The following is a 25,601-nucleotide window of genomic DNA, read 5'->3' as shown; positions in this document are numbered from 1 at the left end:
AGGCGCGCGGTTCCACCGCGCGCCCCGAGCATCCAGGAGTGTTGAGCGACATGGCGTACTCATCCCGGTCATCGCGGCGCGCGGCCCTGCTCGCGGGCGGGGTGGCCGTACTGGGCCTGCTGACCGCGTGCGGCAACGACGGCGCCGGCAGCGGCCCGCAGAAGGTGTCGGGCACGGCCGGTCCGGCGACCGAGACCGCCGCCGAGGACCCGGCCCCCTCCTCCCCGTCCGCCGGGGCGGCCACCACCGGCGGCTCGACGTCGGCCTCGGCCCCGGCGGCGGCCACCTCCTCGAAGGCCGGGACCGGCACCGGGACCGGCACCGGGTCGAGGACCCCGGCCGGCGGCCGCTGCCACACCTCCGAGCTGCGCGCCTCGGTGGGACGCAACGACCCGGGCGCCGGCCAGGAGAACTTCCCCGTGGTGCTGACCAACAAGTCGGCCCGCACCTGCACGCTGCACGGCTATCCGGGCGCCGCGTTCGTGAACGCCTCCGGCGGCCAGGTCGGCCCGGACCCCAGGCGTTCCTCGGGCTCGCCGGTCACGGTCACGCTGAAGCCCGGGCAGAGCGCGTGGGCGGGCCTGACCTTCTCCAACCCGGAGGTGAGCGGAGCGGACACGGCCACCCCGGCCGCGCTGCTGGTCACCCCGCCGGACGAGCGGGACCAGCTCAAGGTGGCGTGGACGGCCGGCCCGGTCCCCGTCTCCGGGAACTCCTCGTCGGCCTTCCTGTCCGTCTTCTCCCCCGGCACCGGCGCCTGACCGGACGCCCCGGCACACCCCGCGGTCCGCTCCCGGACCGCGGGGTTCGTCATGAACGCATCACAAATGTCACGGGACGGCAACACGTCGCGGACGCCGCGATCTTTCCCCCGCACCCGCGCATCGGACCCCCCGACCACACGGTGATCAGGCCCCGCCGGGGCCTCGACCAGGAAATCGGGGATGAACATGAGCGGCATCTCACGCAGGCGCGTGCTGACGGCGGGGGCGGCTGCGGGCTCCCTCGGGGCCCTGTCCGCCTGCTCCTCCGGCCTCGGCCTCTCCGCCGGCGACAAGGACCCGAAGTACGCCGGGGGCACCGGGCAGGCACGGCCGGCCAAACCCCTCGGGGACGGCTCGACCGCCGACACCGGCAAGCAGCCGCACCAGCCGGTGCCGGTACGGCTGAAGCCCGGTCAGAAGCCGCCGCAGTTCGTCGTCTTCTCCTGGGACGGCGCCGGCGAGCTGAGCAACAAGCTGTTCTCCAGGTTCCGCCGGGTCGCCGCCGAGCACGGATCGAGGATGACGTTCTTCCTCAGCGGCATCTACACCCTTCCCGAGTCCCGCAAGAACCTCTACCGGCCGCCGCGGCACGCGGTCGGCGCCTCCGCGATCGGCTACCTCGCCGACCGGCACATCCACGCGACGCTCCAGCAGGTGCGGGCCGCGTGGCTGGAGGGCCACGAGATCGGCACCCACTTCAACGGGCACTTCTGCGGCCCCAACGGCGTGCGCCGGTGGTCGCCCGCGGAGTGGCGCAGCGAGATCGAGCAGGCGATCGGTTTCGTCACCGGGTGGAGGACCAACACCGGCTTCACCGACCTCGAACCGCTGCCCTTCGACTACCGCAAGGAGCTGACCGGCGGCCGCACCCCCTGCCTGGAGGGCCAGGCGGCCCTGCTGCCCACGGCGGCCGCCCTCGGCTGGAAGTACGACGCCAGCTCACCCGGCGGCCTGCAGATCTGGCCGGGCAAGGTGCAGGGCGGCCGGCTCTGGGACTTCCCGCTGCAGTCCATACCGTTCGCCGGTCACTCCTTCCAGGTGCTGTCGATGGACTACAACATGATGTTCAACCAGTCCGGCGGCAACCCGCTGGGCGACCGCACCCGGTACGACGTCTGGCGCGCCCAGGCCCGGGACACCTATCTGGCGGGGTTCCGGCGCGCGTACGAGGGCAACCGCGCCCCCTTCTTCGTCGGCAACCACTTCGAACGCTGGAACGGCGGCATCTACATGGACGCCGTCGAGGAGGCGATCGGCCGGATGGCCGCGTACGACGACGTCAGGTTCGTATCGTTCAAGCAGCTGGTGGCCTGGCTGGAGGCGCAGGACGCGGGGGTGCTGCGCAAGCTGCGCACGCTCACGCCGGGCCAGGCCCCGGCGGGTGGCTGGGACGAGTTCCTGGGCGTGGCGGGTACACGCACGTCGTAGCCCGTCCGCCGGCGTCTGTTTTCATGGACGGGTCACATGATCGAACCGGAGGACCCGCCCTGAACACCGCCCTCGCCGAGGCCCTTTCCGCGGTACTGCTCGCCGCCGTGCTCGCCTGGGCCGTCGTACGGCCCTTCGGCTGGCCGGAGGCGGTGCTGGCCGTCCCGGCCGCCGGGGTCGCCGTCGCCACCGGGGCGATCTCACCGGCCCACGCCCAGGCCGAGGCCGTACGGCTCGGGCCGGTGGTCGGGTTCCTGGCGGCGGTGCTGGTGCTCGCCCACTTCTGCGACGTGGAGGGGCTGTTCCAGGCGTGCGGGGCATGGACCGCGCGCTGGTCGGGGGGCCGGCCGGTACGGCTGCTGACGGCGGTGTTCGCGCTGGCCTCGGTGATCACGGCGGTGCTCAGCCTGGACGCCACGGTGGTGCTGCTGACCCCGGTCGTCTTCGCGACGGCCGCGCGCACCGGCGTACGGCCGAAGCCGCACGTCTACGCCTGCACGCACCTGTCGAACACGGCGTCGCTGCTGCTGCCCGTGTCCAATCTGACCAACCTCCTCGCGTTCGCGGCGAGCGGGCTGACCTTCACCCGGTTCGCGGCGCTGATGGGCCTGCCGTGGCTGGTGGCGATCGGCGCCGAGTACCTGGTGTTCCGGAGGTTCTTCGCCCGGGACCTGACCGCGGCCGCACCCGGGGACGACGGGTCCGGCGAGGCACCGCCGCTGCCGCTGTTCGCACTGGTGACCGTGGGCTGCACGCTGGCCGGGTTCGTGGTGGCCTCGGCGTTCGGGGTGGAGCCGGCGTGGGTGGCGGCGGCCGGGGCGCTGGTGCTCGCCGGGCGGGCGCTGGTGCGGCGGCGGGCGGCCCCCGTGGATGTGCTGCGGGCCGCGGCGCCCTCCTTCCTGGCGTTCGTCCTGGCCCTGGGCATCGTGGTGCGCGCGGTGGTCGACAACGGGCTCGCCGACGCGCTCGGGCACGTCCTGCCCGGCGGCACCGGCCTCGCGGCGCTGCTCGGGACCGCCGCGCTGGCCGCCGTGCTGGCGAACCTCATCAACAACCTGCCCGCGGTCCTGGTGCTGCTGCCGCTCGCCGCCCCCACCGGACCCGGCGCGGTGCTCGCGGTGCTGCTCGGGGTGAACATCGGTCCGAACCTCACCTACGCGGGGTCGCTCGCCACGCTGCTGTGGCGGCGGATCGTGCACCAGCACGAGCACGACGTGGACCTCGGCGAGTTCACCCGGCTCGGTCTGCTCGCCGTGCCGTCGGCACTGGCCCTGTCCGTGGTGGCACTGTGGGGGTCGCTGCGGATTCTCTGAGGGTTCTCACACACCGAGGGAGACCGACCGGATGCGCGTGATCGCCTGGCTCGTCGAGGGCACCTGGCCCGCCTGCGTGGACGCCGTGCGCGCGCACGCCCCGCGGGACGCGGAGGTGGTGCTGCTGCACGTGACCGGTCCTGACGTGCCCGGGGTGGCGCACGGCGCGTTCGCCGGGCTGCTCGGCCGCGGCCATCCGGAGCGCGACCCGGGCGGCCGCCTGGAGGCGCTCTGCGGCGCTTCGGCGGCCGGCCTGCTGGACGCGGCGGCGCAGCGGCTGGGCGGTCCGTGCGTCCGCGAGGAGCGGGCGGGCCGGGTCGAGCGCGAGGTGGTGGCGGCCGCCGAGGGCGCCGATCTGCTGGTGCTGGCCCGGGACGGCGACCGCTCCCGGCTGGGGCCGCGCAGCCTGGGCCCGGCCGCCCGGTTCGCCGTCGACCACGCGCCCTGCCCGGTGCTGCTGGTGTGGCCGGAGCCGGCCCCCGGCCTGGGGACGATCCCGCCCCCGCCGCCGCACCACCCCTGAGTCCGAGGGCGGCACCGCTCAGCGGTGGTGGCGTCCGCCGCCGTAGCCGCCGTTGCCGCCGCCTTCGTGGCAGAGGAACGGATGGACCGTGCAGAAGTCGGGCGTGACGGTGGCCGACGGCGTCGCGCTGGTCCGGCCGGGCGTCGGGGCGGGGGTCTTCGGGACCTGGGGCGTGGCCTTGGCCGTCGAGGGGGACGGGGGCGGCAGCGGGACGTCGCCGGTGTCCCAGTCGACGATCTCCATCCGGAGGTCGGCCTTGGCGGCGTCGACGGTCCAGCGCTGGGCGGTGGCCGAGGCGCGGTTCTTGAGGACGAGGGCGCCGGAGCCGTCGGTCGCGGCGGGCGTCAGCACGAGGTCCTGGTCGGACCGCGGGACCAGGGCGCCCCGGCGGGTGAAGTCGTAGCGGATGTCCCGGGCGGCCCCGCCGGTGGCCGTGCAGGGGGCGAGCCGCACCGAGTAGCCGAGGTGGGAGTCGAGGCACAGGCCGGGGGCCGAGGTGCTGCGCAGCAGTCCGTCGGTCTCGTACGTCCACTGCTGGCTCGCCGTCGAGGAGCAGGTGGCCAGTTCGGTCTCGGCGCCTTCGACGGCCTTGCCGCCGACGACGTCCACGCACAGGCCGGAGGTGACGTTGCGCAGCCGGCCGCTCAGCGCGCCCTTGGCGCTCCCGCTCGCCCCGGCCCAGGACGGACCGGGGGTGGCCGAGTCCTTGCCGGGTGTTCCGGAGGGGGTGGCGCCGTGGGCGGGGGCGGCGCCGCCGCCCGAGCCGAGCACGGACCACAGCACCAGCGGGAGGACGACCAGGCCGCTGACCGTGACGACGGCCAGGGCGAGGTTGCGGCGGCGGGCGCGGCGGGCGACCCGGTGCGCCAGCCGGCCGCCGGCGGCACCGGGGCCGGTGGCCCCGGTGGTCCCGTAGGCGCCCGCGGCCCGGCTCTTCCTGCGTCGGGGTGCCGTATCCGCGCCCGCGGCTCCGGTGCCCGGCGCCGTGCCGCCGGCCGGGGGCTGCGGACCGGCGGGAGCGGTGCCGGCGAACGGGTCGCCGGTGCGGGCGGCGGCTCCGGAGAAGGCGGTACCGGAGGTGAAACCGGTGGAGGGGGCGGCGCTGGAGGGGACGCCCGGGGTGAAGCCGGTGGAGGGAGCTGCCGGGGTGAAGGGTTCGCCGCCCGCTGGGGCGGCCGGGGCCGGTGCGGGCGGCGGCTCGGGGGCGGGCTCCTGCCCGGTGCGGGCCGCCCGGGATTCCAGGTAGGCGCGGGCGCCCCAGCCGAGGACGGCCTCGGCGAGCGCGAGCCCGAGTCCGGTGTTGAAGCGGTCGAGCTGGTCGGCGGTCTGCCGGCAGTGCCGGCAGCCGGCCAGGTGCCCTTGCAGGTCCGGGTCGACGGCGACGCCGCCGCGCCGGTAGGTGACGTCCAGCATGCGCAGGTACTTCTGGCACTCGGCCTCGGGGGCGAGTTCGCGGTGGGCCTGGAGGCACTCCTCGCGCAGCCGCTCGTGGGCGCGGCGCAGTTCGATCCGGGTCTCCTCCTCGTCCAGGCCCAGCAGCGCGGCCGGGACGGCGAGGGGCTCGGTCTCCACCTCGGTGTGCCACAGCACGGCGCGGGCGGCCTGGGGCAGCCGCTGGAAGGCGCGGGACAGCAGCCGCCGTCCGGGCGGCGGGAGCATCCGGGCGGACGCGCGTTCCGCGCTGCCGGGCGCGGCCCGCAGGGCGGGGTGGAGCAGTTCCTGGCGGCCGTCGCCTTCCCACTCGGCGGCGATCCGGCGCACGGTGACCAGCAGGTGGGGCCGCCAGGCGGCGGACGGGCCCGCCTGCCGCAGGGACTCGCCGAACAGGCGGGTGAAGGCGGCGGTGGTGAGCATGCCGGCCGCGCGGGTTCCGTCGGTGCACAGCCGGGCGTAGGCGAAGGCGGCCTCCCAGTGCCGGTCCAGGAGTTCACCGACCGGGGAGAGCGCGGGTGCCGTGCCGGTCCACTGCTTCAACTCGGCGCTCAGTTCCTCGTCCGAGGCGTCGAACCAGCGGGCGCCTGGGGCGGACTCCGACGGGCCTGCGTCATTCACGGCTGCATTCCTCCGGGCGCGACACGGAAATAAGTCCAGACCAAGCCCGGCCAAGGGGGCGTGGATGTCCCCGGCATCCCGGACGTCCGCCTGGGCAGCTCTTTTGAAGCGTGAGGGGCGTACGGGAGCGGCCTGGTGCATGCAGCGGAAAATGTAATTGTCTGCACGCCGACAGCGCACACTTTTGCACAGCACGGCGCCACGGAACAAGAGATCTCTCGCCCTGGGACTTTGACTTCACGGAACCGGCCGTTTGACATTCTGTCAATGAAAGGCTTTGGCCCGGAAAAGGCCGTGGATTTCAAACCGTGGGCGCCGGTCCGTGCGGCGCGGCGTCGCACCGCACGGAACCGCCGGGCCGTCAGTGGCCGCTGACCGCACGCGGGGTGTAGTGCTGCTCCAGCTCCTCGCGCTCCTTGTCGCTCAGTTCCAGGTCCACGGCGGCGACCGCGTCCTCGATGTGCCCCGGCCGGGCCGCGCCGACGATCGGCGCGGCCACCGTGTCCTGGTGCAGCAGCCACGCCAGGGCCACCTGGGCGCGCGGGACACCGCGGTCCGCGGCGATCCGGGTGACGGCCTCGACGATCGAGCGGTCGCTGTCCAGGTAGAGGCGGCCGCCGAAGGCGTCGCCCGCGCTGCGCTCGGTCACCGTGCCCCACTCACGGGTGAGCCGGCCCCGGGCCAGCGGGCTCCACGGCAGGGTGCCGACGCCCTGGTCCGCGCAGAGCGGCAGCATCTCCCGCTCCTCCTCGCGGTAGAGCAGGTTGTAGTGGTTCTGCATGGACACGAACCGCGTCCAGCCGTTCAGGTCGGCGGTGTACTGCGCCTTGGAGAACTCCCACGCGTACATCGAACTCGCCCCGATGTAACGCACCTTGCCCGCCCGGACCAGGTCGTGCAGCGCCTCCATCGTCTCCTCGACGGGGGTCGCGTGGTCGTAGCGGTGGATCTGGTAGAGGTCGACGTAGTCGGTGCCGAGGCGGCGCAGGCTGTGGTCGATCTCGGTCATGATCGCCTTGCGGGACAGGCCGCCGCCGTTGGGACCCGGGCGCATCCGGCCGTGCACCTTGGTGGCCAGCACGATCTCGTCGCGGTTCGCGAAGTCGCGCAACGCCTTGCCGACGATCTCCTCGCTGGTGCCGTCGGAGTACACATTGGCCGTGTCGAAGAAGTTGATGCCCGCCTCCAGCGCCTGCCGGACGAGCGGACGAGACGCCTCCTCGTCGAGCGTCCACGCGTGCGTGCCGCGGTCGGGCAGTCCGTAGGTCATGCAGCCCAGACAGATCCGCGAGACGTCCAGACCGGTCGAACCGAGCTTCACGTACTGCATCGTTGCTGCTCCTGCCTTCAGGGGCGATGGTCACTCAGGAGCGTACGTGAGCGCCCCCGCGCCGATTTGACCGTGACCGGGCGCGGCCGATTGGATCGTGGGACGTGCCGCGCCGCCCGGCGGGGGCAGGACGGAGCGGAGCGGACGTGGCCAGGCAGGGAAGCCGCGCACCCGGGGGCGCGCAGGTCGAAGGTGCCCGGGCAGGGGGTGCCCGTGCCGGGAGGGCCGGCGCCGGGCTGCTCGCGCTGGCGCTCACCGTGACCGCGCTGGCCGGCTGCCGGGCGGGCGGCTCCGGCGGGACGTCCGCGAAGGAGCCCGCGAGGGCCACCGCCGTACGGCTGCCGCCGCGCCACGCCGGCTTCGACTACCAGATCGGCGGCGCCTACCCCCCGCCCGCCGGGGTCCGCATCGTCAGTCGTGACCGCGCCGCCGCCCCGGCGCCCGGCCTGTACAACATCTGCTACGTCAACGCCTTCCAGGCCCAGCCGCAGGAGCGCTCCGCCTGGCCCGCCGACCTGCTGCTGCGCGACGCGCACGGCAAGGAGGTCGTCGACGAGGACTGGGACGAGCCCCTGCTCGACCTGCGCACCCCCGAGCGGCGCGAGCGGGTGGCCGAACGGGTCGGCAGGTGGATCGACGGCTGCGCGGAGAAGGGCTACGACGCCGTCGAGCCGGACAACTACGACAGCTACACCCGCTCCCGCCATCTGCTCACGGCCGCCGACGCGACCGCGTTCATGCGCCTGCTCGTCCGGCACGCGCACGCCCGGCACCTGGCCGTCGGGCAGAAGAACACCTCCGAACTCGCGGGGCGGCGGCGGGACGTCGGGCTGGACTTCGCCGTGGCGGAGGAGTGCGGGCAGTACGACGAGTGCGAGGTGTACGCGAAGGCGTTCGACGACCGGGTGGTGGACATCGAGTACACCGACGGCGGGCTGCGCAAGGCGCTGGCCCGCTGGGGCGACCGGCTGAGCGTCGTCCGCCGGGACGTGGAGGTCTCCACGCCCGGCAGCCCCGGCTACGTCCGGCGCTCCGGCTGAGCGCTCAGCGGGTCTGGAGCAGGTCCAGCGCGCCGGCCCAGGGGAACGCGGCCCGCACCCCCCGCTCGTCGGGCATCCCGGAGTACGGCTCGCCGAACCGGACTCCCATCCCGCGCAGGCGGGCCAGGCTGTCCCGGTAGGCGGGGTGGGCGGCCAGCGCGTCGGCCACGCAGGGCAGGACGGCGATCGGCACGCCGAGACCGGCGGCCTCGCACAGCGTGCCGACGGCCAGCGTGTCGGCGAGTCCCGCCGCCCACTTGTTCACGGTGTTGAAGGTGGCGGGCGCCACCACGACGGCGTCCGGCGCCGGGAACGGCCGGGGGTCGGACGGCGAGCGCCACGCGGACCGCACCGGGCGTCCCGTCCGGGCCTCCACGGCCGCGCTGTCGAAGAAGCCGCCCATGGCGACCGGGGTGGCGATCACCCCGACCTCCCAGTTGCGTTCCTGGGCGGCGGCGATCAGCTCCCCCACCCCGGCGGCGATGCCGGCCGCGCAGACGACGACGTACAGGAAGGGCTTCTCGGCCGGTGCGTTCATCCGGGCACCCTACTGAAGCGGGAAGGACCGCCCTCCCATGGTTCGTCGCCGCGGGAACAAGGTGTCGCTCGCCCACACGGAGGAGTCCGTACGGCGCAATCGCGACACCTTCGTCACCGGCCGCGCCCGGCTCGTCGAGTCCCTCACCGCCACGTGGGGCCGCGAACCGGACTACGCGCCGCGCAAGGGGGGCCGCGGCGCACGGGATCCGTGCCGTGCGCCGCCGCGCCCCGGTGGCCTCCCCGGGCCGGGGTCAGCCGGACGCCGTCTCCGAGACGGTGATCGCCCCGACGGGGCAGGCGCGGGCCGCCTCGCGGACCATCGGGTCGCCCGAGCCGTCCTCGTGGCCGGGCACGAGCATGCTGTAGCCGTCGTCGTCCTGCGTGAACACGCGCGGCGCCGCCAGGGCGCACTGGCCCGCCCCGATGCAGACGTCCTTGTCGATGTCGATGTCGATGTGCATGGCCTGAGCCTCTTACCAGGTCACGGGGAGTTCCAGCATCCCCTGGATCGTGTCGCCGGGTTTGAAGGGGATCTCGTCGGCGGGTGCGGCCAGCCGCAGGCCGGGCAGCCGCCGCAGGAGGGTGCCGAGGGCGATCTCCAGTTCCGCGCGCGCCAGGTTCTGGCCGAGGCACTGGTGGATGCCGAAGCCGAAGGCCACGTGGTGGCGGGTGGAGCGGTGGAAGTCCAGCGTGTCGGGGTCCTCGTACTGGGACGTGTCGCGGTTGATGACCGAGGTGGAGAAGAGCACGCCCTCCCCGGCGCGGATGGTGGTGCCCGCGACCTCGATGTCCTCCAGGGCCACGCGCAGCAGGCCGTCCGCGATGGACAGCATCCGCATGAGTTCCTCGACGGCGGCGGGCAGCAGCGCCGGGTCCGCGCGCAGCTCGGCGAGGCGGTCGGGGTGGCGCAGCAGCGTGTAGGTGCCCAGGGAGATCATGTTGGCGGTCGTCTCGTGTCCGGCGACCAGCAGGATGACGGCCAGGGAGACGAGATCCGTCCGGTCCAGCTCGCCCGTGCGCAGCCGCTGGTGGACGAGGTCGTCCAGCACGCCGTCACCGGGTTCGCGCTGCCGGGCCTTGCGGTCGATCAGGTCGCCGAGGTAGCCCTCGAGCTCTGCGCGTGCCCGCTGGATGTCGTCGGCCGTGGGGCCGCGCAGCAGCCTGCGGGACCGCTCCTCGAAGAACTCGTGGTCGGCGTACGGCACCCCGAGCAGGTCGCAGATGACCGTGGACGGCACCGGCAGGGCGAAGGCCGAGACGAGTTCGGCCGGCGGGCCCTGTTCGATCATCGCGTCGAGCAGGTCGTCGACGATCCGCTGGATGGCCGGCCGCAGTTCGGTCGCGCGTTTCAGGGTGAACGACGGCACCATCATCCGCCGCTGGGTGCGGTGCTCGGGGTCGTCGAGGCCGAGCAGGGCGACCCGGCGGTCCCGGACGGCGGCGAAGCGCTCGGTGGGGGCGGGGAAGCCGGGGCGGGTGCGGTCGGTGGACAGACGGGGGTCGGCGAGCAGCGCGCGTGCGGTGGCGTGGCCGGTCACCATCCAGACCTGGCGGCCGTCGAAGAGGGTGGCGCGGGCGAGGGCCCGTCCGTCGCGCAGCGGGTCGTACGCCGTGGGCGGGTGGTAGGGGCAGGTGCGGTCCTGGGGAAAGGCGACGGGTTCGGCCGGGGTCGCCTGGCCGGTGATGTCCGTCAGTTCCGTCATCGAAAGACCTCGCAGACGAAGAGGTGCGTCGTGCCGATCTTCATTAGATGCCCGAGGCACCTATGGCACGACGGCAAGTTCGGCCACATCGGTGATCGGCGTGATCTGGCCGGACGGGGTGGTCGGCGGGGGCGGGAACGCGCCGAAATTCGCTTGCCGCCGAGGTGGCGGCCGCCCCAGGATCTGGCCATGTCTCCTACGCACTCCATTCTGCCGCCGACCGCCACCGCCGTCCTTCCGGAGCCGGTCCGGCAGCAGCCCGGCCGTCCCTGGAGGCCCGACGCCGCACGCCGGTGACGGCCGCGCTCCTGGCGGGGCTGCTCGCCGGCTACGGCATCGCCGTGCCGGTCGGCGCGGTCGGGACCTATCTGGTCTCCCTCACCGCCCGTACCTCGCTGCGCACCGGCGCCTGCGCCGCCCTCGGCGTCGCGACGGCCGACGGCGTCTACGCCCTGCTCGCCGCGGCCGGCGGCTCCGCCCTCGCCGCGGCGCTGCGGCCGGTGCTGGGTCCGCTGCGCTGGGCTTCCGCCCTGGTCCTGTGCGTGCTCGCGGTGTGGGGCGCGGCGGCCGCCCTGCGCCAGTACCGGGCCGCCCGGCTCGCCACCCGCCCCGAACGGCCGGTTCCGGGCGCTGCCCGGGCCTATCTCGGCCTTCTCGGGATCACCCTGCTCAACCCGGTCACGGTGGTCTACTTCGCCGCGCTGGTGCTCGGCACCAGTACCGCGGACGCGGTACGGCCACCGGAGCGCGCCGTGTTCGTCCTCGCGGCCTTCGCCGCCTCGGCGAGCTGGCAGCTCCTCCTGGCGGGCGGCGGCGCCCTCCTCGGCCGCGTTCTCACCGGCCGCCGCGGACGCCTGACGACGACCCTGCTGTCCAGCGGCGTGATCCTGCTGCTGGCGGCCCGGATGACCATGACCCCGGGCTGAGCCCTCCGGGGGTTGGGCAGGGGACGGCCGCCCCTTCCTGGGCAGGACGAGCGCCGCGCCCCGGCCCTCCGAGGTCTCGGGGCACCCGATGGCCGGCGACGCCGACCGCCCTCCGGGCCGTAGGGCCGCGCGGGCGCCCCGCTACCCGTCACCCGGGGCACTCGGCCACCGCCGGCTCACTCCCCGCGCACCTCGGTCTCCGTCGGCGCGGCCCTCGGGGCGCACGGCCGCCGTCGTGTCCCGGCCGGCCCGCCCGCTCAGGGCGAGCGTCGTGCCCCCGCCGCCGGGGCGAAGGCGCGGGCGACCGCGAGGCTGTCCTCGTAGACGTGGTGACGGACGACCTGGCCGTCGCGGACGGTGAGGTGGAGGGCGAAGCGGGCGGTGTAGGAGCGGCCGGTCGGTTCGGCCGTCTGGTGGATGACGCCGACCACCACCGCGTCGTCGCCGTCGACCAGGATGCGCTCGACCCGGGTGTCCGCCTTCTCCGGGACGTGGTGGGCGGCCAGCTCGCGGTAGTGGGCGACGGCGTCGGCACGCGTGCTGCGGTGCCGGATCCAGGGGGTGTCGGGGCGGCCGTGCTCGTCCTCGGGCCAGCTCAGCCGCCACTCGCCGTGCTCGGCGTACAGCTCGCCGATCCGCTCGGGGTCGCCCTCGCCGATCCTGCGGAGCAGTTCCTCCACGACGGAACGGGTCGGGAGGGTGTGACTGGGGAACACTGCGTTCCTGCCCCCTTGCTCGGCCGGATGCGTCGGACGGGTGGTGATCACCACGGGAACCACTGTGCCCGAGGGCCGCCGCGCTCCACGCCGACCCGCGCGGCGATCACCCGCCCGGGCGAACCCGCACGCGGTACGGATGATTCGGCGGGCGACAGGTGTTGCAGAGGGCGGCAGGTCAGTCGCTGGACCGACGAAGGAGACGTAATCCATGCCACTTGAGGGCGAGTACGAGCCGAGCCCGACGCAGTGGGTGCGCGAGCAGGTGGAGCTGTACGAGAGCTCCGGCGGGACGAAGGGCACGACGCTGCGGGACACCGGACTGCCGGTCATCGTCCTGACCACCCGGGGCGCGCGCAGCGGGAAGATCCGCAAGACGCCGCTGATGCGGGTGGAGCACGAGGGGAGGTACGCCGCGGTCGCCTCGATCGGCGGTGCCCCGAAGCACCCGGTCTGGTACTTCAACGTGAAGGCCGACCCGCGGGTGGAGCTCCAGGACGGCGCCCGGAAGCGGGACATGAGGGCCCGTGAGGTCACCGGCGAGGAGAAGGCGGAGTGGTGGGAGCGTGCCGTGGCCGCGTTCCCGCCGTACGCCGACTACCAGGCGAAGACCTCCCGGGTGATCCCGCTGTTCGTCCTGGAGCCCGTCGACGAGGACTGACACGGGACCCGGTCCGGGACCTGACACGAAGCCCGGCGCGGGAGCGGATTCGAGCCGGGCGACGGCTCCTTTCAGAAATATCTGTGCCCGCCCGGCATGAACGCGATTCCGTACGGGCACCCGCTCGTCAGGCCCCGCCGCGCTCCCCCGTCGCGGCGGGGCTCTGTCGTGCCTCCTCCGCCGGCCCGTCGGTCACGTCGAGGAAGATCTGGTCGGCGGCGGGGACGGTACGGGCGATGGACCGCTTGATGCGCATCGAGATTTCCTCGACCCGCTCGCTGTCGAGGCCCGGCACGAGGTCGATGCGGGCGGCCACCAGCATGGAGTCGAGGCCCATCTTCATCGTGAACAGCGCCTCCACGCTGTCGATTTCCGGCTGGGCCTCCAGCAGGGACCGGATCCGCCCGCTCAGTTCCGGCTCGGCGGCCTCGCCGATGAGCTGGTCGCGGGCGTCACGGCCGAGCCGGTAGGCGACGTACACCAGCAGTACGCCGATCGCCAGCGAGGCGGAGGCCTCCCACACGACCTGACCGGTCACCATGTGCAGGGCCATGCCGATGATGGCGAGGATCACGCCGATCACCGCCGTGCCGTCCTCGGCGACCACCGTGCGCAGCGCCGGGTCACGCAGACCGTTCTTGGCGCCGCCCTGCCGGTGCACCTGGTGCAGCGCACGGGCCAGGGACAGTCCCTCGGCCAGCAGCGCCACCCCCAGCACGATCAGGCCCGCCACATAGCCGCTGAACTTCTCCTCGGCGCCGTTGCGCAGCGCCTCGACGCCCTGGAAGAAGGAGAAGCAGCCGCCCATGACGAAAATCCCGACGGCCGCGAGCAGGGACCAGAAGAACCGCTCCTTGCCGTAGCCGAAGGGGTGCCGGCGGTCGGCCGGCCGGTTGCTGCGGTGCAGCGCGGCCAGCAGGAAGACCTCGTTGAGGCTGTCGGCGACCGAGTGCGCCGCCTCCGACAGCAGCGCGGGCGAGCCGGCGAGCACCCCGCCGACCGCCTTGGCGACGGCGATCACCAGATTGGCGCCCAGGGCCACCAGCACGGTGATCTTCGTGTGCCGGTCGCCTTTCGCCTCCCCGCCCCGGGGCGGGGACGAGGCGTCCCTACCGGAGTCCTTCCCCGTGCTGGGGTCCGCTGGTGCCGCGCGCTCGTCCGTGCTCCGCGCGGAGGTCCTGTCGTCGGCCGTCCGTGCGGCCGTGTTCCGTTCCGAAGGTGTCCCGCTCACACCCGGCCGACTGCCCCGGCCCCGGCGGATCACACCGTGCCGACCGCCGAAAACGGGGAACGCGTCTCCGGGGAGTGCCCCGCCGGGTGAGGAGGAGACATGGGCGAGGACGGCAACAGGGCGTACGGCCACAAGACGTTCAGCCGGTCGAGGAGCCACTTCGCCGACCGGATCACCGCCGACGGCCGGGACGGCTGGCCCGTGGCGGCCGGGCGGTACCGTCTGGTGGTCTCCCGTGCCTGTCCGTGGGCGAGCCGGGCGGTGGTGTCGCGCCGGCTGCTCGGCCTGGAGGAGGCGCTGCCGATGGCGGTGGCCGACCCGATCCAGGACGACCGCAGTTGGCGTTTCACGCTGGACCCGGACGGCCGCGACCCGGTGCTCGGCATCCGGTTCCTCGCCGAGGCCTACGACAAGCGGGAGACGGACTACCCGGGCGGGGTGAGCGTGCCCGCCGTCGTGGACGTGCCCACCGGGCGGCTGGTCACCAACGACTACCAGCAGCTCACCCTCGACCTCGCCACCGAGTGGACGGCGCTGCACCGCGAGGGCGCGCCCGACCTCTACCCGCGGGACCGGCGCGACGAGATCGACGCGGTGATGGCGGAGGTCTACGAGGACCTGAACAACGGGGTGTACCGGGCCGGGTTCGCCACCCACCAGGCGGAGTACGAGCGGGCGTGCACGGCCGTCTTCCGGCGGCTGGACGCGCTCGCCGAACGGCTGGCCGGGCAGCGCTACCTGGTCGGCGACACGATCACGGAGGCGGACATCCGGCTGTTCACCACGCTGGTCAGGTTCGACCCCGTCTACCACGGCCACTTCAAGTGCAACCGCTGGAAGCTGGCCGAGAACCCGGTGCTGTGGGCGTACGCCAGGGATCTGTTCCAGACACCGGGCTTCGGCGACACGGTCGACTTCGACCACATCAAGCGGCACTACTACCAGGTGCACTCGGGCATCAACCCCACCGGCGTCGTGCCCCTCGGCCCCGATCTGGCCGGCTGGACCTCCCCGCACCACCGGGAGGAGCTCGGCGGCCGGCCGTTCGGGGACGGGAAGCCGCCCGGTCCGGTGCCCGAGGGCGAAAAGGTGACACCGCGCGGCCGCCCCGCATGAGAGTCCCCTGACGAGGAAGGAGTTCAGCATGGCGAACAAGAACAAGAAGAGGAAACTGCCGCTGGCCTACCAGCCGGTCGGCTTCGTGCTCAGCTGGGCCGGCGGTGCGCTGGCCGGGATGGCGTTCCGCAAGGCGTGGATGGCGATACGGCACGAGGAGGACGCCCCCGACGCGCTGGACCCGGACCGCGGCTGGGGCGAGATCCTGCTGGCGGCGGCGGTCCAGGGCGCCATCTTCGCGGTGGTGCGCAGCGCCGTCGACCGCACCGGCGCCAAGGCCATCGAGCGGTCGACGGGCGTGTGGCCGGCCACCGACAAGGGCGGCCGGGACTGAGCCTGCGGAGCGGGGGCGCTCAGCCCTGCTTGGGCGCCAGGGGCCGGACGAGGCGCAGGGTGAAGGAGTGGCCGGCCGGATCGGAGTAGCCGCGCTCCTCGTACGGGCCCGGCGCGTCGCGCGCCTCCAGCGGCCGGCCGCCGAGCCCGACCACCCTGCGCTCGGCCTCGTCCAGGTCCTCCACCAGGAAATCCAGGTGCGCCTGGAGGGAGTTCTCCGGACGGGGCCAGCTCGGCGGGGTCGCGTTGGCGTCCCGCCGGAAGGCGATCCGGAAGCCGTCGACGCCCCTGATCTCCACCAGGTTGGCGCTCACGTCGGTCACCCGGCCGTCCAGCAACTCCTTGTAGAACTCGGCGAGTTTCTCTGGTTCGGCGCAGTCGAGCACCACGACGCCGGCGGTCACGAGGGACATGCTTCCTCCCGGGGATTCGTCTTTCCCCTGCGGATATCCCGGTCCGCCGGATTCAGTCGGCGACCAGCCACGCGCCGTCGCGCATCAACTCCCTTCCCTCCAGCTCGTTCGCCTCGCGCCACGCCTGGACGCGCCGCGGGAGCACGTAGAAGTACAGGTAGCGGGTGGTGAGCAGGCGCGGGTCGAAGCCGGTCTTGCCGGCGAACACCTCGGCGTCCTCCTCGGGCAGGTCCTCCGGGGTGACGGCCCGTGCGGTGCCCTCGATCAGGACGACGTCGCGGGTCGGTCCGATGCCCAGCCGGGCCCGGCCGGTGGCCACCAGGTTGCGGCCGGTGGGGCTCTCGGCGGCGGTGGCGATCAGCAGGGTGGCGCCGTCCCAGACGAACGACAGCGGGACCAGGTGCGGCGCGCCGCCGTCCGCGCCCGCGGTGGCGACCCAGGCGTCCACCTCGTGCTCCAGCCGGTGGAGGGTGTCCTTCTTGCGCTGACCCGCGGTGCGGGCGGGGGGCGGGGTCATGACGTACGGCCTCCTCGGGACGGGTTCCACGCGTATGACGTGCGGACGGCGTCCAGTGTGACCGTCAGCCTTCCGTCCGCGCACGGAAGGCGTCGAGGCGTGTCCGGGCGGCGGTCAGCAGCAGGTCGAGGGCGGCCGGGTAGGAGCTGTGGCGCATGGTGGCCACGAGGTGGCGGGCGGTGGCCGCGATGTGCGGATGGGTGGCGGCGGGCAGGTGGGCGTAGGTGGCCCGCCACACCTCGGTCTCGGCGTCCCGGGCGGACCGGGGCAGGGCGGTGCCGGCGGAGTCCAGGGCGCCGAAGGCGAGGGCCTGGTCGACGAAGGCGTGGTAGATCCGCACCGCCTCCGCGTCCGGAAACCCGGCTCCGCGCAGCGTGCCGATGATGTTCTCGACGGCCTGGATCTCGTGCTCCCGGCCGGTGACCCGGTGGGCGCTGAGCACCGCGGCCCGGGGGTGGGCGAGGGCGCCCGCGTGCATGCGCAGGCCGAGTTCGCGCAGGTCGGCGCACCAGTCGCCGGTGGGCCGCCATTCCCGCAGGGTGCGGCCGATCAGCTCGTCGGCGATGGCGAGCATCAGGTCGTCGGTGTGGCGGAAGTACCGGTAAAGGGAGCTGGGGTCGGCGCCGAGGGCGCGGCCGAGCCGCCGGACGGAGAGGGCGTCGGCGCCGTGCTCCTCGATCAGCCTGAGCGCGGTCTCGACGATCAGCTCCTCGGAGAGCACCACGCCCTGTTTGGTGGGCCGCCGGCGCCTGCGGTCACCGGCCGGCACGACGCGTTCGGTCATGGTGGGCCCTCCTCGGAGTGCGTCGGGGCGGGGCATTTCCCGGCGCCGGGTGTGCCGGAACCTTACGACAACACCGTTGACCTGTGAAGCGGCCGGGCGGTTTCATCTGCGGTCACCGGGGCCGACCAGGCCCCCCGGTGCGAGCGGAGAGCCGGTCATGAGCAACGTCCCCATCGGTGCGGATCCATCCGCGCGGCCCGAGCTGCGCAAGTCCCTCAGCGTGCTGGACGGCGTCGCCGTCGCCGCGTCCAGCACGGCCGCGACCACCAGCATCGGCATCGGTCTCGGTGTCACGGCGGGGGTGGTCGGCCTGCACCTGCCGGCCATCATGCTGCTGGCCTTCCTGCCGGTCCTCGGCATCGCCGGGGCCTACTCCCGGCTGAACCGGGTGGAGCCGAACGCGGGCAACGGCTATGTGTGGGTGGGCCGCTCGCTCAGCCCCTGGCTCGGCTTCACGGTGGGCTGGGTCAACTTCGTGGCGAGCCTCGCCTTCCTCGCGTACACCACGGCGGTCACCGGATCGGCGATGCTGCAGCTGGCCGGGGACGCGGGCCTGCACCGGATCGGCTCGCTCGTCCTGGACCCGGGCTCGACCGCGCAGACCACGGCCGTGGGCATCGCCGTGCTGGTCCTGGTCACCCTCACCGCCGTGACCGGCGTGCGCACGGCGGCCCGGCTGCAGACGTGGCTGCTGGTCTTCGAGTACGCCGTGCTGCTCGGCTTCTGCGGATACGGCATCGTCACCGGCCCGCACCCGTTCCGCCTGTCGTGGTTCGACCCGTTCGCGCTCCCGTCGGCGACCGCGCTGGCGCAGGGGCTGCTGCTGTCGGTGTTCTGCTACTGGGGCTTCGAGGCCGCGTTCACCGTCAACGAGGAGGTGCGCGAGCCGCGGGACGCCTCCCGCGCCGGGATGATCACCCTGGTCACCATGCTCGGGCTGTTCCTGCTCGGCTCGATCGCCTTCCAGCGGGTGCTGTCCGAGGGCGAGCTGGCCGGGCACGGGGCCGAGGGGCTGGCCTACTTCGGCGACCGGCTGGCCGCCCAGCCGCTGGCCGCCCTGCCCCTGGTGGCGCTGATGTTCTCCGCGGTGGCCTCGCTGCAGGCCGGGGTCATCCCGACGGCACGCGGCATGTTCGCCATGAGCCGGGACCGTACGCTCGGGCCGGTGTGGTCGAGGGTCAGTGCACGCTACGGAACGCCGGCGGCCGGGACGCTGCTGGTCGGGGGGCTGGCGACGGCGGTGGCGGTGCTCGCCCTGGTGATCCCCCGGCTGGCCGACATGATCATGGCGACGGTGAACGCGGTGGGCATCGTCGTCTCGCTGTCGTACGCGCTGACCGCGCTGGCCGCCGCCGTGCGGTTCCGCTCCCTGCTGCGCGAGGACTGGCGCCAGGGGGTGCGGGCGGTGGTCCTGCCCACGCTGAGCGCCGTCGCCCTGCTCGTCCTCGGCGGCTACCTCGGCTGGTCCTTCTACTCGTCCGCCGACCACTTCGAGGTGAGCGCGGACAACGGCTGGTTCCTGCTGCTCATGCCGGTGGTCATGATCGCGTCCGGGTTCGCCGTCGCCGCGTGGGCCAAGTACGTGCGCAGATCGCCGTACTTCCGCACCGGCGCCGGCACCGACGCCGACTCCCGGCAGCTCCTGACCACCTCCAACTGACCCTTCAGGAAAGGCATCATGCACGCTGATCTGCTCTTCACCGGCGGCCCCGTCCTCACGCCCGAGGGCCGCACGGCGACCGCGGTGGCCGTGACCGGGGACCGCGTCACCGCCGTCGGGCACGACGAACTGCGGGAGCTCGCCGGACCGCGCACCGAGGTGGTCGACCTGGCCGGACGGCTGCTGCTGCCGGGCTTCCAGGACGCGCACGTCCACCCCGTGCCGGCCGGGCTCGAACTGACCCAGTGCGACCTGTCCGGGCTCACCACGGCCGAGGAGACCGTGGCCGCGGTGCGCGCCTACGCCGAGGCCCACCCCGACCGGGCGTGGATCCTCGGCGGCGGCTGGTCGATGGAGGCGTTCGAGGGCGGTGTGCCGACGCGGGCGCTGCTGGACGCCGTGGTCCCCGACCGCCCCGTGTACCTGCCCAACCGGGACCACCACGGCGCCTGGGTCAACAGCCGGGCGCTGGAACTGGCCGGCATCGACCGGAATACGCCCGACCCGGCCGACGGGCGGATCGAGCGGGACGCCTCGGGCGCGCCGAGCGGCACCCTCCAGGAGGGCGCGATGCGGCTGGTCGGCGAGCTGGCCCCGGCGGCCACGGCGGCGGACCGGCTGGCCGCGCTGCTGCACGCCCAGCGGCACCTGCACGCGCTCGGCATCACCGCCTGGCAGGACGCGCTGGTCGGCGACTTCCTCGGCATGGACGACCCGGCCGGCGCGTACCTGACGGCGGCCCGGGACGGTTCGCTCACCGCGCGGGTGACCGGCGCCCTGTGGTGGGACCGGGACCGCGGGGCCGAGCAGATTCCCGAACTGGTCGCGAAGCGGGCCGAGTTCAGTCACGGCCGGTTCCGCGCGGGCACGGTCAAACTGATGCTGGACGGGGTCGCCGAGAACCACACCGCCGCGCTGCTCGACCCCTATCTGGACCGCTGCGGCTGCGCCACCGCCAACCGCGGCAAGAGCTTCATCCACCCGGAGCGGCTGCCGACGTACGTGACGGAACTGGACGCGCTCGGCTTCCAGTGCCACTTCCACGCCCTGGGCGACCGGGCGGTGCGGGACGCGCTGGACGCCGTCGAGGCGGCCCGGACCGCCAACGGTCCGAGCGACACCCGCCCGCACCTGGCGCATCTGCAGGTGGTGCACCCGGACGACGTGCCGCGCTTCGCCCGGCTCGGCGCCACCGCCAACATCCAGCCGCTGTGGGCCGCGCACGAGCCGCAGATGGACGAGCTGACGATCCCGTTCCTCGGTGCCGAACGGGCCGCGTGGCAGTACCCGTTCGGGGCCCTGCTGCGCTCCGGGGCGCGGCTCGCGGCGGGCAGCGACTGGCCGGTGAGCAGCCCGGACCCGCTGCACGGCGTCCATGTGGCGGTCAACCGGGTGGAACCGGGCGGCGGCGCGCCGGTGTTCCTGCCGGACGAGCGGCTGTCCCTGGCGGACGCGCTGACGGCGTACACGGCCGGGTCGGCGTACGTGAACCACCTGGACGACGGCGGCCGGGTGGCCGTCGGGGCGCTCGCCGACCTGGTGGTGCTGGACCGCGACCCGTTCGCCGGGCCCCCGGAGGAGATCGCCGGGACGCGGGTGGCGCTCACCTACGTGGGGGGCGAGCGGGTGCACGCGGCGGCCGACGCCTGACCTTCCCACCGACCTCCCCACCCCTGGACGACTTCCTGGACAGGTGTCCAGCTATGATGGACACCTGTCCAGGAAGGGCAGGAAGCGGGAGAACGGGGAGGGTACTGTGACGGGGACCGTGGCGAGCGTGCTGGTGGGTCTGGTGGCCGCGCTGCACGCGTACATCCTGGTGCTGGAGATGTTCCTCTGGCAGAAGGCGCCGGGGCGCGGGCTGCACGGGTTCGACCGGGAGACGGCCCGGCTGACCGCGCCGCTGGCCGCCAACCAGGGCCTCTACAACGGCTTTCTGGCCGCCGGTCTGGTGTGGGGGCTGGTCGCGGCCGATCCGACCGGGTTCCGGGTCCGGGTGTTCTTCCTGGCGTGCGTCGTGGTGGCGGGCGTGTTCGGTGCCGCCACCGCCAACCGCCGCATCCTGTTCGCCCAGGCGCTGCCCGGCGCGCTCGCCCTGGCCGCCGTCCTCGCGGCACGATGAGCAGGACCGAGCCGGCGGACCCGCGTGCCGCGCGGACCCGCGCCCGGCTGCGGGCCGCCCTGCTCGACGAGTGCGCGCTGCGCCCGCTGGCGGAGGTCGGGGTGGCCGCGCTGGTGCGCCGGGCCGGGGTCGGCCGGGCCACCTTCTACGTGCACTACGACGGCCTGGAGGCGCTGGCGGTCGACGCCTGCGCGGACGTCGTGCGGCAGGCGGTGGACGCGCTGCACGCCTGGCGCGGGCGGCCCGACCCGGTCGTGGCTCCGCCCGCGCTGCGGGAGTTCTTCACCGGCCTCGCGCCGCACGCGGCCCTGTACCGGTCGCTGCTCGCGCCGGGCGGCGGCGGGCCGCTCGGCCGGGTGCTGCACCGGGACCTGCGGGCCCGCAGCCTCGCCGAGCGCGAACTGGCCGGCGCGGCGGACGCCCCGCTGGTCGCCTCGGCGGTGGCGGCGACCTTCGCGGGGGTGCTCGCGGACTGGCTGCACGGCCTGTTGCGGGCCGGTCCGGAGGAAGTGGCGGACCAGGTCTGGCAGTTGCTGGTCGCGCTGCACCGCAGCCGGTGACCGGTCACTTGCAGGCGATCGCCCGGTCGGCCCGCGGCCACGCCTCCACACCGGCGGGGGTGCGGACGTAGGCGGTGTCCCGGTCGGCGGTCAGCCACAGGTGCCGGCCGCCGCGATGGTAGCCGGTGTCCCGGGCGTCCGCGGGCATGCGCACGCGCCGCCGGTAGGGCGCGTCGAGCAGGCCGTCCCGGCCGAGGACGCCCTCCGGGTCGCGGACGTACGTGCGGTCGCCGAGGGTGAGGAAGTGGGCCGACTGCCAGTCGCAGTGCCCGGAGCCGGGGGAACCGCTGAGCCGCCGCACCGGCACCCGCTCCCCCGCGCGGTCCGTCCAGACCTCGTAGCCCAGGGCGTCCGCCCACCGGGCGGGCAGCTCGGCGGGATCGCAGGCCGCGTTCGTCTCGGGGCCCCAGCCCGGCCGGCCCTTCTGGTCCTTGGCCACCACGACGGCCACCTTGGTGCGGCCCCCGACGTCGAAGGAGTACAGCACCCGGTCGCTCTCCTCGCGCTCGGCCCGGTAGCCGTGGTCGGGCTGGCCGGGCTCGACCATGTCGAAGTAGAGGCGCAGTCCGTCCTCCGGTGTGTCACCGCCGTCCGACCGGCTCCAGCCGTCGGGACCGCCGCCCTCGAAGATCTGCCCGTCGCACTCCAGCGCCCGCCCGGCGGCACCGGAAGCCGGCCGCAGCGCACGCGGGCCGCTGTCGTCCTCGGGGCGGGTGGCGACGTGCAGGGGGCCGCGGTAGGGGATCGCGGGCGGCGTGCCCTCGACCACCGGAGAGGCTCCGCCGCCGTCGCACCCCACCGCGGCCAGAGCCACCGGCACCGCCATGGCCACGGCCACGAGTCCTCTGCGCATGTCCCACCCCTGTTCCCCGACTGCGGTTGCGCTCCTGCGACGCGGGAGGGGTCCGGAACGTTCAGGTGTTCGCCCGGCTTCCGGCTGCTGTCTTCCGTGTCACAGAGCGACACGCGGCACGAAACTCGAAGACATATGTCAATCGAACATGCTCAAATTCCTTCTGTCGAGGGTAACTTGACGGTCGAGAACGGTTTCCGGGCGGGCGTGGGAGGTGGTGCCGTCGTGCAGCAGGAGCCCCCGCCGCCCACCCGGCACCTGCGCGTCCGCGAGGACCGCGGGCACACGGTGCTGGAGCTGCGCGGTGAGATCGACATCGCCGCGGCGACGGAGATCGTGCCCGCGCTCGACCGGGCCACCGGGCAACCCGGCGCACGCGTCGTGATCGACCTGCGGTCCGTCGAGTTCTTCGACTGCTCGGGGCTGCGCCTGCTGTACCGGGCCCGCGGCCGGGTGCTGGAGCGGGGCGGGCGGCTGCACCTGGTGTGCACCCACCCGCTGACCCTGCGCGTCTTCCGGGTCACCGGTCTGTCCCGGCTGCTGCCGCCGCAGCCGACCGTGGAGGCGGCGCTCGCCCGGTCGGAGGCCGCGTCCGGCTCGGCGTGAGGACTCGCCGTCCGCCGTTGCGGGCGGATGCCGGCGTCAGGCGCCGCGCGGTTCCTCGAACAGGGCGCTGACGGACTCGCCGTTGTGGATCCGCCGCACCGCCTCGGCCAGCGCCGGGGCGATGGACAGCACACGCAGCTTGTCGGTGTGCTCGTCCTCCGGCACCGGCACCGTGTTGGTGCACACGATCTCCAGCACGTCGGGCTGCTCGCCCAGCCGTTTGAGGGCTCCGCCCGCGAACAGCCCGTGCGTGCACGCCACCCGGATCGAGCGCGGTCCCGACTCCCGCAGCCGCTCCAGGAGTTCGAGCACGGTGCTGCCCTTGGCGATCTCGTCGTCCAGCACGATCACGTCCCGGCCTGCGACGTCGCCGATGACCGCGCTGATGCTCACCCGGTCGTCCGCGAACCGCTGTTTGGCGCCGGCCGCGACCTGCGCGCCGATCAGCCGGGCGAAGGCGGCCGCCTCCTTGGCGTTGCCGAGGTCCGGGGAGACGACCGTGGTGCGCGTCAGGTCGTACTGCCGGAAGTGCGCGGCCAGTTCGTGCAGGGCGTGCAGATGGTCGACCGGCACCGAGAAGAAGCCGTGCACCTGCGGCGCGTGCAGGGTCATGGCGAGGACCCGGCTCGCGCCCGCCGCCACCATCAGGTCGGCGACCAGCCGTCCGCCGAGCGAGATGCGCGGCGCGTCCTTCTTGTCGGACCGGGCGTAGGAGTAGTGCGGCATCACGACGGTGATCCGGCCGGCGGAGGCGCCGCGGGCCGCGTCGCACATCAGCAGCAGCTCGACCAGGTGCTCCTGCACCGGTCTGACCAGCGGCTGGATCAGGAAGACGTCCCGTTCCCGGCAGTTGTCCTGGAGCTGGACCTCCAGGCAGTCGTTGGCGAACCGGCTGACCCGGGTCGGGCTGAGCGGCACGCCGAGGTGTGCGCACACCTCGTGGGCCAGGTCGGGATGAGCACTGCCACTGAAGACGGCGATGTCTCGCACGATCCGCTCCTCGCATGATCAGTCCGGGCCGGCGCCGGTCATGTTAGTGGTGGCACCGCTCCCACCAGCAGTTGTGCGGCGCGAGCCGGGCCGGGACTGGCCTGATCGCGCCGCGTTCGTCCGCGCCCGGCCGCGGTCAGCCGGGGGGCCGGTCCACCTCGCGGCCGGCGGCGGCTCGCAGGGCTGCCTCGGCCTCGAACCGGGCGTCGGGATCGGCCGGCAGAGCGCCGAACAGGCGGTGGACCTGGTGCAGGCGCCGGCGCGCGGTCTGCGGGTGGATACCCAGCCAGTCGGCCTCCGCGGCGGTGCGGCGCAGGGTGTCGGCGTCGAGGCCGCCGGTGACCAGGATGATCAGCAGGCGGTGCCTGCGGCGGTCCGCGGTGCCCGCGGCGTCGGCCTGGGCGCCCGCGCAGGCCTGCGCGGAGGCCGCCGCGATCTCGTCGATGTGCGTGAAGACGGCCTCCGCGAGCAGGGCGACCGACTCGTCAACGCACTGGACCCGGCGCACCTGCGTCCGGTGCGCTGCCGGGCGCTCCTGCCCCTGACCGGACCGGTCGGCCCGGTGGGCTGACGCCGCGCGCCGGGTCGGGCCGCATCGCGCCGAAGGCGCCGGGGGCCCGCCCGTGCGCCCGCGGCACCGGTGCCGTTCGGCCGTGCGCCCGCGTCATCGGTGCCACTCGGCCAACTTCCCGGTCTGGCAGGGCATTCGGCGGGCATCCGCTTGTGCAGGAAGGAGGGCCGTCCCCATGACGACTCCCGTCAGGAGCCCATCCCGGCGCATGCCCGCCTGGGCCAAGGTGGTGACCGCGGTCGTGTTGGTGCTCGTGGTGCTGTTCGCGGGCTTCGCCCTGGCCGTGGTACCGAGCGTGAAGGAGCTGTTCGGCACCGAGTCGCACGACCGTTCCGGCCCCACGCTGCTCAAGTCCATCCAGGACATGAGCCGTTACGACGCCGCGTCCGGCAACTTCCAGGTCGTCGTGGACCTGGAGAAGGACGCCAAGTTCCTGCCCGACGCGATCCGCGGCAGCCGCACCCTGTACGTCGGGGCGGGCACCGTGGACGCCTACGTCGATCTCGGCCGGATCGGCGAGAAGGACGTGAAGGTCAACGGCGACCGCACGTCGGCCACCCTCCGGCTGCCGCACGCGCAGCTCGGGCGGCCGGCCCTCGACCCCGACCACTCGTACGCCGTGTCCAAGCAGCGCGGGCTGCTCGACCGGCTCGGCGACCTGTTCTCGGACAACCCCAACAGCGAGCAGGCGGTGCAGAAGCTCGCCGTGCGGCACATCGGCCGGGCCGCGAAGGACAGCGGCCTGACCACCCGGGCCGAGACCAACACCACGGAGATGCTCCAGGGGCTGCTGCACTCCCTCGGTTTCCAGGAGGTGCACGTCTCCTACGGGTCCTGACCCGCGCCCGC

28 protein-coding genes and 1 pseudogene are annotated in these 25,601 nt (G+C 74.0%); 16 read left to right on the top strand and 13 right to left on the bottom strand.

The genetic code is table 11. The features are described 5' to 3' along the window. Positions 1 to 50 precede the first annotated feature (50 nt). The 4 genes from B446_RS32660 (at position 51) to B446_RS32645 (ending at position 4,028) form a co-directional block, all read left to right on the top strand. Entirely contained in the window at positions 51 to 761 is a 711-nt protein-coding gene (locus tag B446_RS32660; protein WP_020943725.1) for a DUF4232 domain-containing protein, read from the top strand. Positions 762 to 950: 189 nt separating this feature from the next. Continuing rightward, positions 951 to 2,192, top strand: coding sequence for a lipoprotein (locus B446_RS32655; protein ID WP_043479569.1), 1,242 nt, complete (start codon positions 951 to 953; stop codon positions 2,190 to 2,192). Between the two features lie 23 nt (positions 2,193 to 2,215). After that, positions 2,216 to 3,505 carry an SLC13 family permease gene (locus B446_RS32650; protein WP_020943723.1) on the top strand — a complete coding sequence of 430 codons (1,290 nt, stop codon included), beginning with the start codon at positions 2,216 to 2,218 and terminating at the stop codon, positions 3,503 to 3,505. A 31-nt stretch (positions 3,506 to 3,536) separates the two neighbouring features. After that, positions 3,537 to 4,028: a universal stress protein gene (locus B446_RS32645; protein ID WP_020943722.1), complete on the top strand. Its 492-nt coding sequence runs from the start codon at positions 3,537 to 3,539 to the stop codon at positions 4,026 to 4,028. An 18-nt stretch (positions 4,029 to 4,046) separates the two neighbouring features. Here B446_RS32645 and B446_RS32640 read toward each other — a convergent pair whose 3' ends face one another. Together B446_RS32640 and B446_RS32635 are read right to left on the bottom strand one after the other, a co-directional pair. Then, on the bottom strand, positions 4,047 to 6,080 hold the full coding sequence (locus B446_RS32640; RefSeq protein WP_020943721.1) for a ricin-type beta-trefoil lectin domain protein: 2,034 nt from the start codon (positions 6,078 to 6,080) through the stop codon (positions 4,047 to 4,049). A gap of 361 nt (positions 6,081 to 6,441) precedes the next feature. Next, positions 6,442 to 7,410 carry an aldo/keto reductase gene (locus B446_RS32635; protein ID WP_020943720.1) on the bottom strand — a complete coding sequence of 323 codons (969 nt, stop codon included), beginning with the start codon at positions 7,408 to 7,410 and terminating at the stop codon, positions 6,442 to 6,444. Positions 7,411 to 7,646: 236 nt separating this feature from the next. Here B446_RS32635 and B446_RS32630 point away from each other — a divergent pair, with 236 nt between their 5' ends. After that, positions 7,647 to 8,450: an endo alpha-1,4 polygalactosaminidase gene (locus B446_RS32630; protein ID WP_043479564.1), complete on the top strand. Its 804-nt coding sequence runs from the start codon at positions 7,647 to 7,649 to the stop codon at positions 8,448 to 8,450. 4 nt (positions 8,451 to 8,454) lie between these two features. Here B446_RS32630 and B446_RS32625 read toward each other — a convergent pair whose 3' ends face one another. After that, positions 8,455 to 8,988, bottom strand: a complete 534-nt coding sequence (locus B446_RS32625; protein WP_020943718.1) for a flavoprotein — start codon at positions 8,986 to 8,988, stop codon at positions 8,455 to 8,457. Positions 8,989 to 9,025: 37 nt separating this feature from the next. Between B446_RS32625 and B446_RS37565 the strand changes: the two are divergent. After that, positions 9,026 to 9,163, top strand: a pseudogene (locus B446_RS37565) (DUF1348 family protein); the annotation flags it as partial. 78 nt (positions 9,164 to 9,241) lie between these two features. Here the strand turns inward: B446_RS37565 and B446_RS32620 are convergent. Both B446_RS32620 and B446_RS32615 read right to left on the bottom strand, forming a co-directional pair. Then, positions 9,242 to 9,445, bottom strand: coding sequence for a ferredoxin (locus B446_RS32620; RefSeq protein ID WP_388071338.1), 204 nt, complete (start codon positions 9,443 to 9,445; stop codon positions 9,242 to 9,244). A gap of 18 nt (positions 9,446 to 9,463) precedes the next feature. Continuing rightward, positions 9,464 to 10,693: a cytochrome P450 gene (locus B446_RS32615; protein ID WP_020943716.1), complete on the bottom strand. Its 1,230-nt coding sequence runs from the start codon at positions 10,691 to 10,693 to the stop codon at positions 9,464 to 9,466. A 293-nt stretch (positions 10,694 to 10,986) separates the two neighbouring features. Here B446_RS32615 and B446_RS32610 point away from each other — a divergent pair, with 293 nt between their 5' ends. Continuing rightward, on the top strand, positions 10,987 to 11,619 hold the full coding sequence (locus B446_RS32610; RefSeq protein WP_020943715.1) for a LysE family transporter: 633 nt from the start codon (positions 10,987 to 10,989) through the stop codon (positions 11,617 to 11,619). Between the two features lie 257 nt (positions 11,620 to 11,876). Here B446_RS32610 and B446_RS32605 read toward each other — a convergent pair whose 3' ends face one another. After that, on the bottom strand, positions 11,877 to 12,335 hold the full coding sequence (locus tag B446_RS32605) for a nuclear transport factor 2 family protein (RefSeq protein WP_020943714.1): 459 nt from the start codon (positions 12,333 to 12,335) through the stop codon (positions 11,877 to 11,879). Between the two features lie 211 nt (positions 12,336 to 12,546). On the opposite strand from B446_RS32605, the gene B446_RS32600 reads away from it, so the two are divergent. Next, positions 12,547 to 12,996 (top strand): nitroreductase family deazaflavin-dependent oxidoreductase, encoded by a 450-nt coding sequence (locus tag B446_RS32600; RefSeq protein WP_020943713.1) that lies wholly within the window; start codon positions 12,547 to 12,549, stop codon positions 12,994 to 12,996. Between the two features lie 127 nt (positions 12,997 to 13,123). On the opposite strand, the gene B446_RS32595 is transcribed toward B446_RS32600, so the two are convergent. Continuing rightward, a complete protein-coding gene (locus tag B446_RS32595) occupies positions 13,124 to 14,050 on the bottom strand; it encodes a cation diffusion facilitator family transporter (protein ID WP_234967658.1) in 927 nt (308 codons plus the stop codon). A 276-nt stretch (positions 14,051 to 14,326) separates the two neighbouring features. Between B446_RS32595 and B446_RS32590 the strand changes: the two genes are divergently transcribed. After that, positions 14,327 to 15,343, top strand: coding sequence for a glutathione S-transferase family protein (locus B446_RS32590; RefSeq protein ID WP_020943711.1), 1,017 nt, complete (start codon positions 14,327 to 14,329; stop codon positions 15,341 to 15,343). A 28-nt stretch (positions 15,344 to 15,371) separates the two neighbouring features. After that, positions 15,372 to 15,677 carry a DUF4235 domain-containing protein gene (locus B446_RS32585; RefSeq protein ID WP_020943710.1) on the top strand — a complete coding sequence of 102 codons (306 nt, stop codon included), beginning with the start codon at positions 15,372 to 15,374 and terminating at the stop codon, positions 15,675 to 15,677. Positions 15,678 to 15,696: 19 nt separating this feature from the next. On the opposite strand, the gene B446_RS32580 is transcribed toward B446_RS32585, so the two are convergent. The 3 genes from B446_RS32580 to B446_RS32570 form a co-directional block, all read right to left on the bottom strand. Then, complete coding sequence (locus tag B446_RS32580) at positions 15,697 to 16,089, bottom strand: VOC family protein (protein WP_020943709.1); 393 nt, start codon at positions 16,087 to 16,089, stop codon at positions 15,697 to 15,699. Positions 16,090 to 16,141: 52 nt separating this feature from the next. Further along, the gene (locus B446_RS32575; RefSeq protein WP_020943708.1) at positions 16,142 to 16,606 is read right to left on the bottom strand and encodes a pyridoxamine 5'-phosphate oxidase family protein; all 465 of its coding nucleotides are present in this window, start codon (positions 16,604 to 16,606) and stop codon (positions 16,142 to 16,144) included. Positions 16,607 to 16,670: 64 nt separating this feature from the next. Continuing rightward, a complete protein-coding gene (locus tag B446_RS32570; RefSeq protein ID WP_020943707.1) occupies positions 16,671 to 17,390 on the bottom strand; it encodes a TetR/AcrR family transcriptional regulator in 720 nt (239 codons plus the stop codon). Between the two features lie 157 nt (positions 17,391 to 17,547). On the opposite strand from B446_RS32570, the gene B446_RS32565 reads away from it, so the two are divergent. The 4 genes from B446_RS32565 to B446_RS32550 all read left to right on the top strand — a co-directional run bounded on the left by B446_RS32565 (position 17,548) and on the right by B446_RS32550 (position 21,732). Continuing rightward, complete coding sequence (locus tag B446_RS32565; RefSeq protein ID WP_020943706.1) at positions 17,548 to 19,050, top strand: APC family permease; 1,503 nt, start codon at positions 17,548 to 17,550, stop codon at positions 19,048 to 19,050. An 18-nt stretch (positions 19,051 to 19,068) separates the two neighbouring features. After that, complete coding sequence (locus tag B446_RS32560; RefSeq protein ID WP_020943705.1) at positions 19,069 to 20,700, top strand: amidohydrolase; 1,632 nt, start codon at positions 19,069 to 19,071, stop codon at positions 20,698 to 20,700. Between the two features lie 106 nt (positions 20,701 to 20,806). Then, entirely contained in the window at positions 20,807 to 21,172 is a 366-nt protein-coding gene (locus tag B446_RS32555; protein WP_020943704.1) for a DUF1304 domain-containing protein, read from the top strand. Further along, the gene (locus B446_RS32550; protein WP_020943703.1) at positions 21,169 to 21,732 is read left to right on the top strand and encodes a TetR/AcrR family transcriptional regulator; all 564 of its coding nucleotides are present in this window, start codon (positions 21,169 to 21,171) and stop codon (positions 21,730 to 21,732) included. Before B446_RS32555 ends, B446_RS32550 begins: the two co-directional genes overlap by 4 nt. Positions 21,733 to 21,736: 4 nt before the next feature. Here B446_RS32550 and B446_RS32545 read toward each other — a convergent pair whose 3' ends face one another. After that, entirely contained in the window at positions 21,737 to 22,585 is an 849-nt protein-coding gene (locus B446_RS32545) for a hypothetical protein (RefSeq protein WP_043476897.1), read from the bottom strand. 225 nt (positions 22,586 to 22,810) lie between these two features. On the opposite strand from B446_RS32545, the gene B446_RS32540 reads away from it, so the two are divergent. Then, positions 22,811 to 23,191, top strand: a complete 381-nt coding sequence (locus B446_RS32540) for an anti-sigma factor antagonist (RefSeq protein WP_234967597.1) — start codon at positions 22,811 to 22,813, stop codon at positions 23,189 to 23,191. A 36-nt stretch (positions 23,192 to 23,227) separates the two neighbouring features. Here the strand turns inward: B446_RS32540 and B446_RS32535 are convergent, their stop codons facing one another. Beyond that, complete coding sequence (locus tag B446_RS32535; RefSeq protein WP_020943700.1) at positions 23,228 to 24,181, bottom strand: ribose-phosphate diphosphokinase; 954 nt, start codon at positions 24,179 to 24,181, stop codon at positions 23,228 to 23,230. 136 nt (positions 24,182 to 24,317) lie between these two features. Continuing rightward, positions 24,318 to 24,689, bottom strand: coding sequence for a helix-turn-helix domain-containing protein (locus B446_RS32530; protein ID WP_020943699.1), 372 nt, complete (start codon positions 24,687 to 24,689; stop codon positions 24,318 to 24,320). A gap of 238 nt (positions 24,690 to 24,927) precedes the next feature. On the opposite strand from B446_RS32530, the gene B446_RS32525 reads away from it, so the two are divergent. Continuing rightward, positions 24,928 to 25,590 carry a DUF4230 domain-containing protein gene (locus tag B446_RS32525; RefSeq protein WP_078614854.1) on the top strand — a complete coding sequence of 221 codons (663 nt, stop codon included), beginning with the start codon at positions 24,928 to 24,930 and terminating at the stop codon, positions 25,588 to 25,590. Positions 25,591 to 25,601: the final 11 nt, after the last annotated feature.

Source organism: Streptomyces collinus Tu 365 (genome assembly GCF_000444875.1).
Classification (GTDB): domain Bacteria; phylum Actinomycetota; class Actinomycetes; order Streptomycetales; family Streptomycetaceae; genus Streptomyces; species Streptomyces collinus_A.
This window is presented reverse-complemented; position numbering and strand designations above follow the sequence as displayed.

Coding starts and splice junctions, on each gene's coding strand:
- B446_RS32645 (WP_020943722.1), top strand. CDS start 3,537: ATGCGCGTGATCGCCTGGCTCGTCGAGGGCACCTGGCCCGCCTGCGTG.
- B446_RS32560 (WP_020943705.1), top strand. CDS start 19,069: ATGCACGCTGATCTGCTCTTCACCGGCGGCCCCGTCCTCACGCCCGAG.
- B446_RS32550 (WP_020943703.1), top strand. CDS start 21,169: ATGAGCAGGACCGAGCCGGCGGACCCGCGTGCCGCGCGGACCCGCGCC.
- B446_RS32625 (WP_020943718.1), bottom strand. CDS start 8,988: ATGAACGCACCGGCCGAGAAGCCCTTCCTGTACGTCGTCGTCTGCGCG.
- B446_RS32635 (WP_020943720.1), bottom strand. CDS start 7,410: ATGCAGTACGTGAAGCTCGGTTCGACCGGTCTGGACGTCTCGCGGATC.
- B446_RS32565 (WP_020943706.1), top strand. CDS start 17,548: ATGAGCAACGTCCCCATCGGTGCGGATCCATCCGCGCGGCCCGAGCTG.
- B446_RS32525 (WP_078614854.1), top strand. CDS start 24,928: ATGACGACTCCCGTCAGGAGCCCATCCCGGCGCATGCCCGCCTGGGCC.
- B446_RS32590 (WP_020943711.1), top strand. CDS start 14,327: ATGGGCGAGGACGGCAACAGGGCGTACGGCCACAAGACGTTCAGCCGG.
- B446_RS32575 (WP_020943708.1), bottom strand. CDS start 16,606: ATGACCCCGCCCCCCGCCCGCACCGCGGGTCAGCGCAAGAAGGACACC.
- B446_RS32660 (WP_020943725.1), top strand. CDS start 51: ATGGCGTACTCATCCCGGTCATCGCGGCGCGCGGCCCTGCTCGCGGGC.
- B446_RS32655 (WP_043479569.1), top strand. CDS start 951: ATGAGCGGCATCTCACGCAGGCGCGTGCTGACGGCGGGGGCGGCTGCG.
- B446_RS32545 (WP_043476897.1), bottom strand. CDS start 22,585: ATGCGCAGAGGACTCGTGGCCGTGGCCATGGCGGTGCCGGTGGCTCTG.
- B446_RS32650 (WP_020943723.1), top strand. CDS start 2,216: ATGGACGGGTCACATGATCGAACCGGAGGACCCGCCCTGAACACCGCC.
- B446_RS32615 (WP_020943716.1), bottom strand. CDS start 10,693: ATGACGGAACTGACGGACATCACCGGCCAGGCGACCCCGGCCGAACCC.
- B446_RS32600 (WP_020943713.1), top strand. CDS start 12,547: ATGCCACTTGAGGGCGAGTACGAGCCGAGCCCGACGCAGTGGGTGCGC.
- B446_RS32585 (WP_020943710.1), top strand. CDS start 15,372: ATGGCGAACAAGAACAAGAAGAGGAAACTGCCGCTGGCCTACCAGCCG.
- B446_RS32570 (WP_020943707.1), bottom strand. CDS start 17,390: ATGACCGAACGCGTCGTGCCGGCCGGTGACCGCAGGCGCCGGCGGCCC.
- B446_RS32580 (WP_020943709.1), bottom strand. CDS start 16,089: ATGTCCCTCGTGACCGCCGGCGTCGTGGTGCTCGACTGCGCCGAACCA.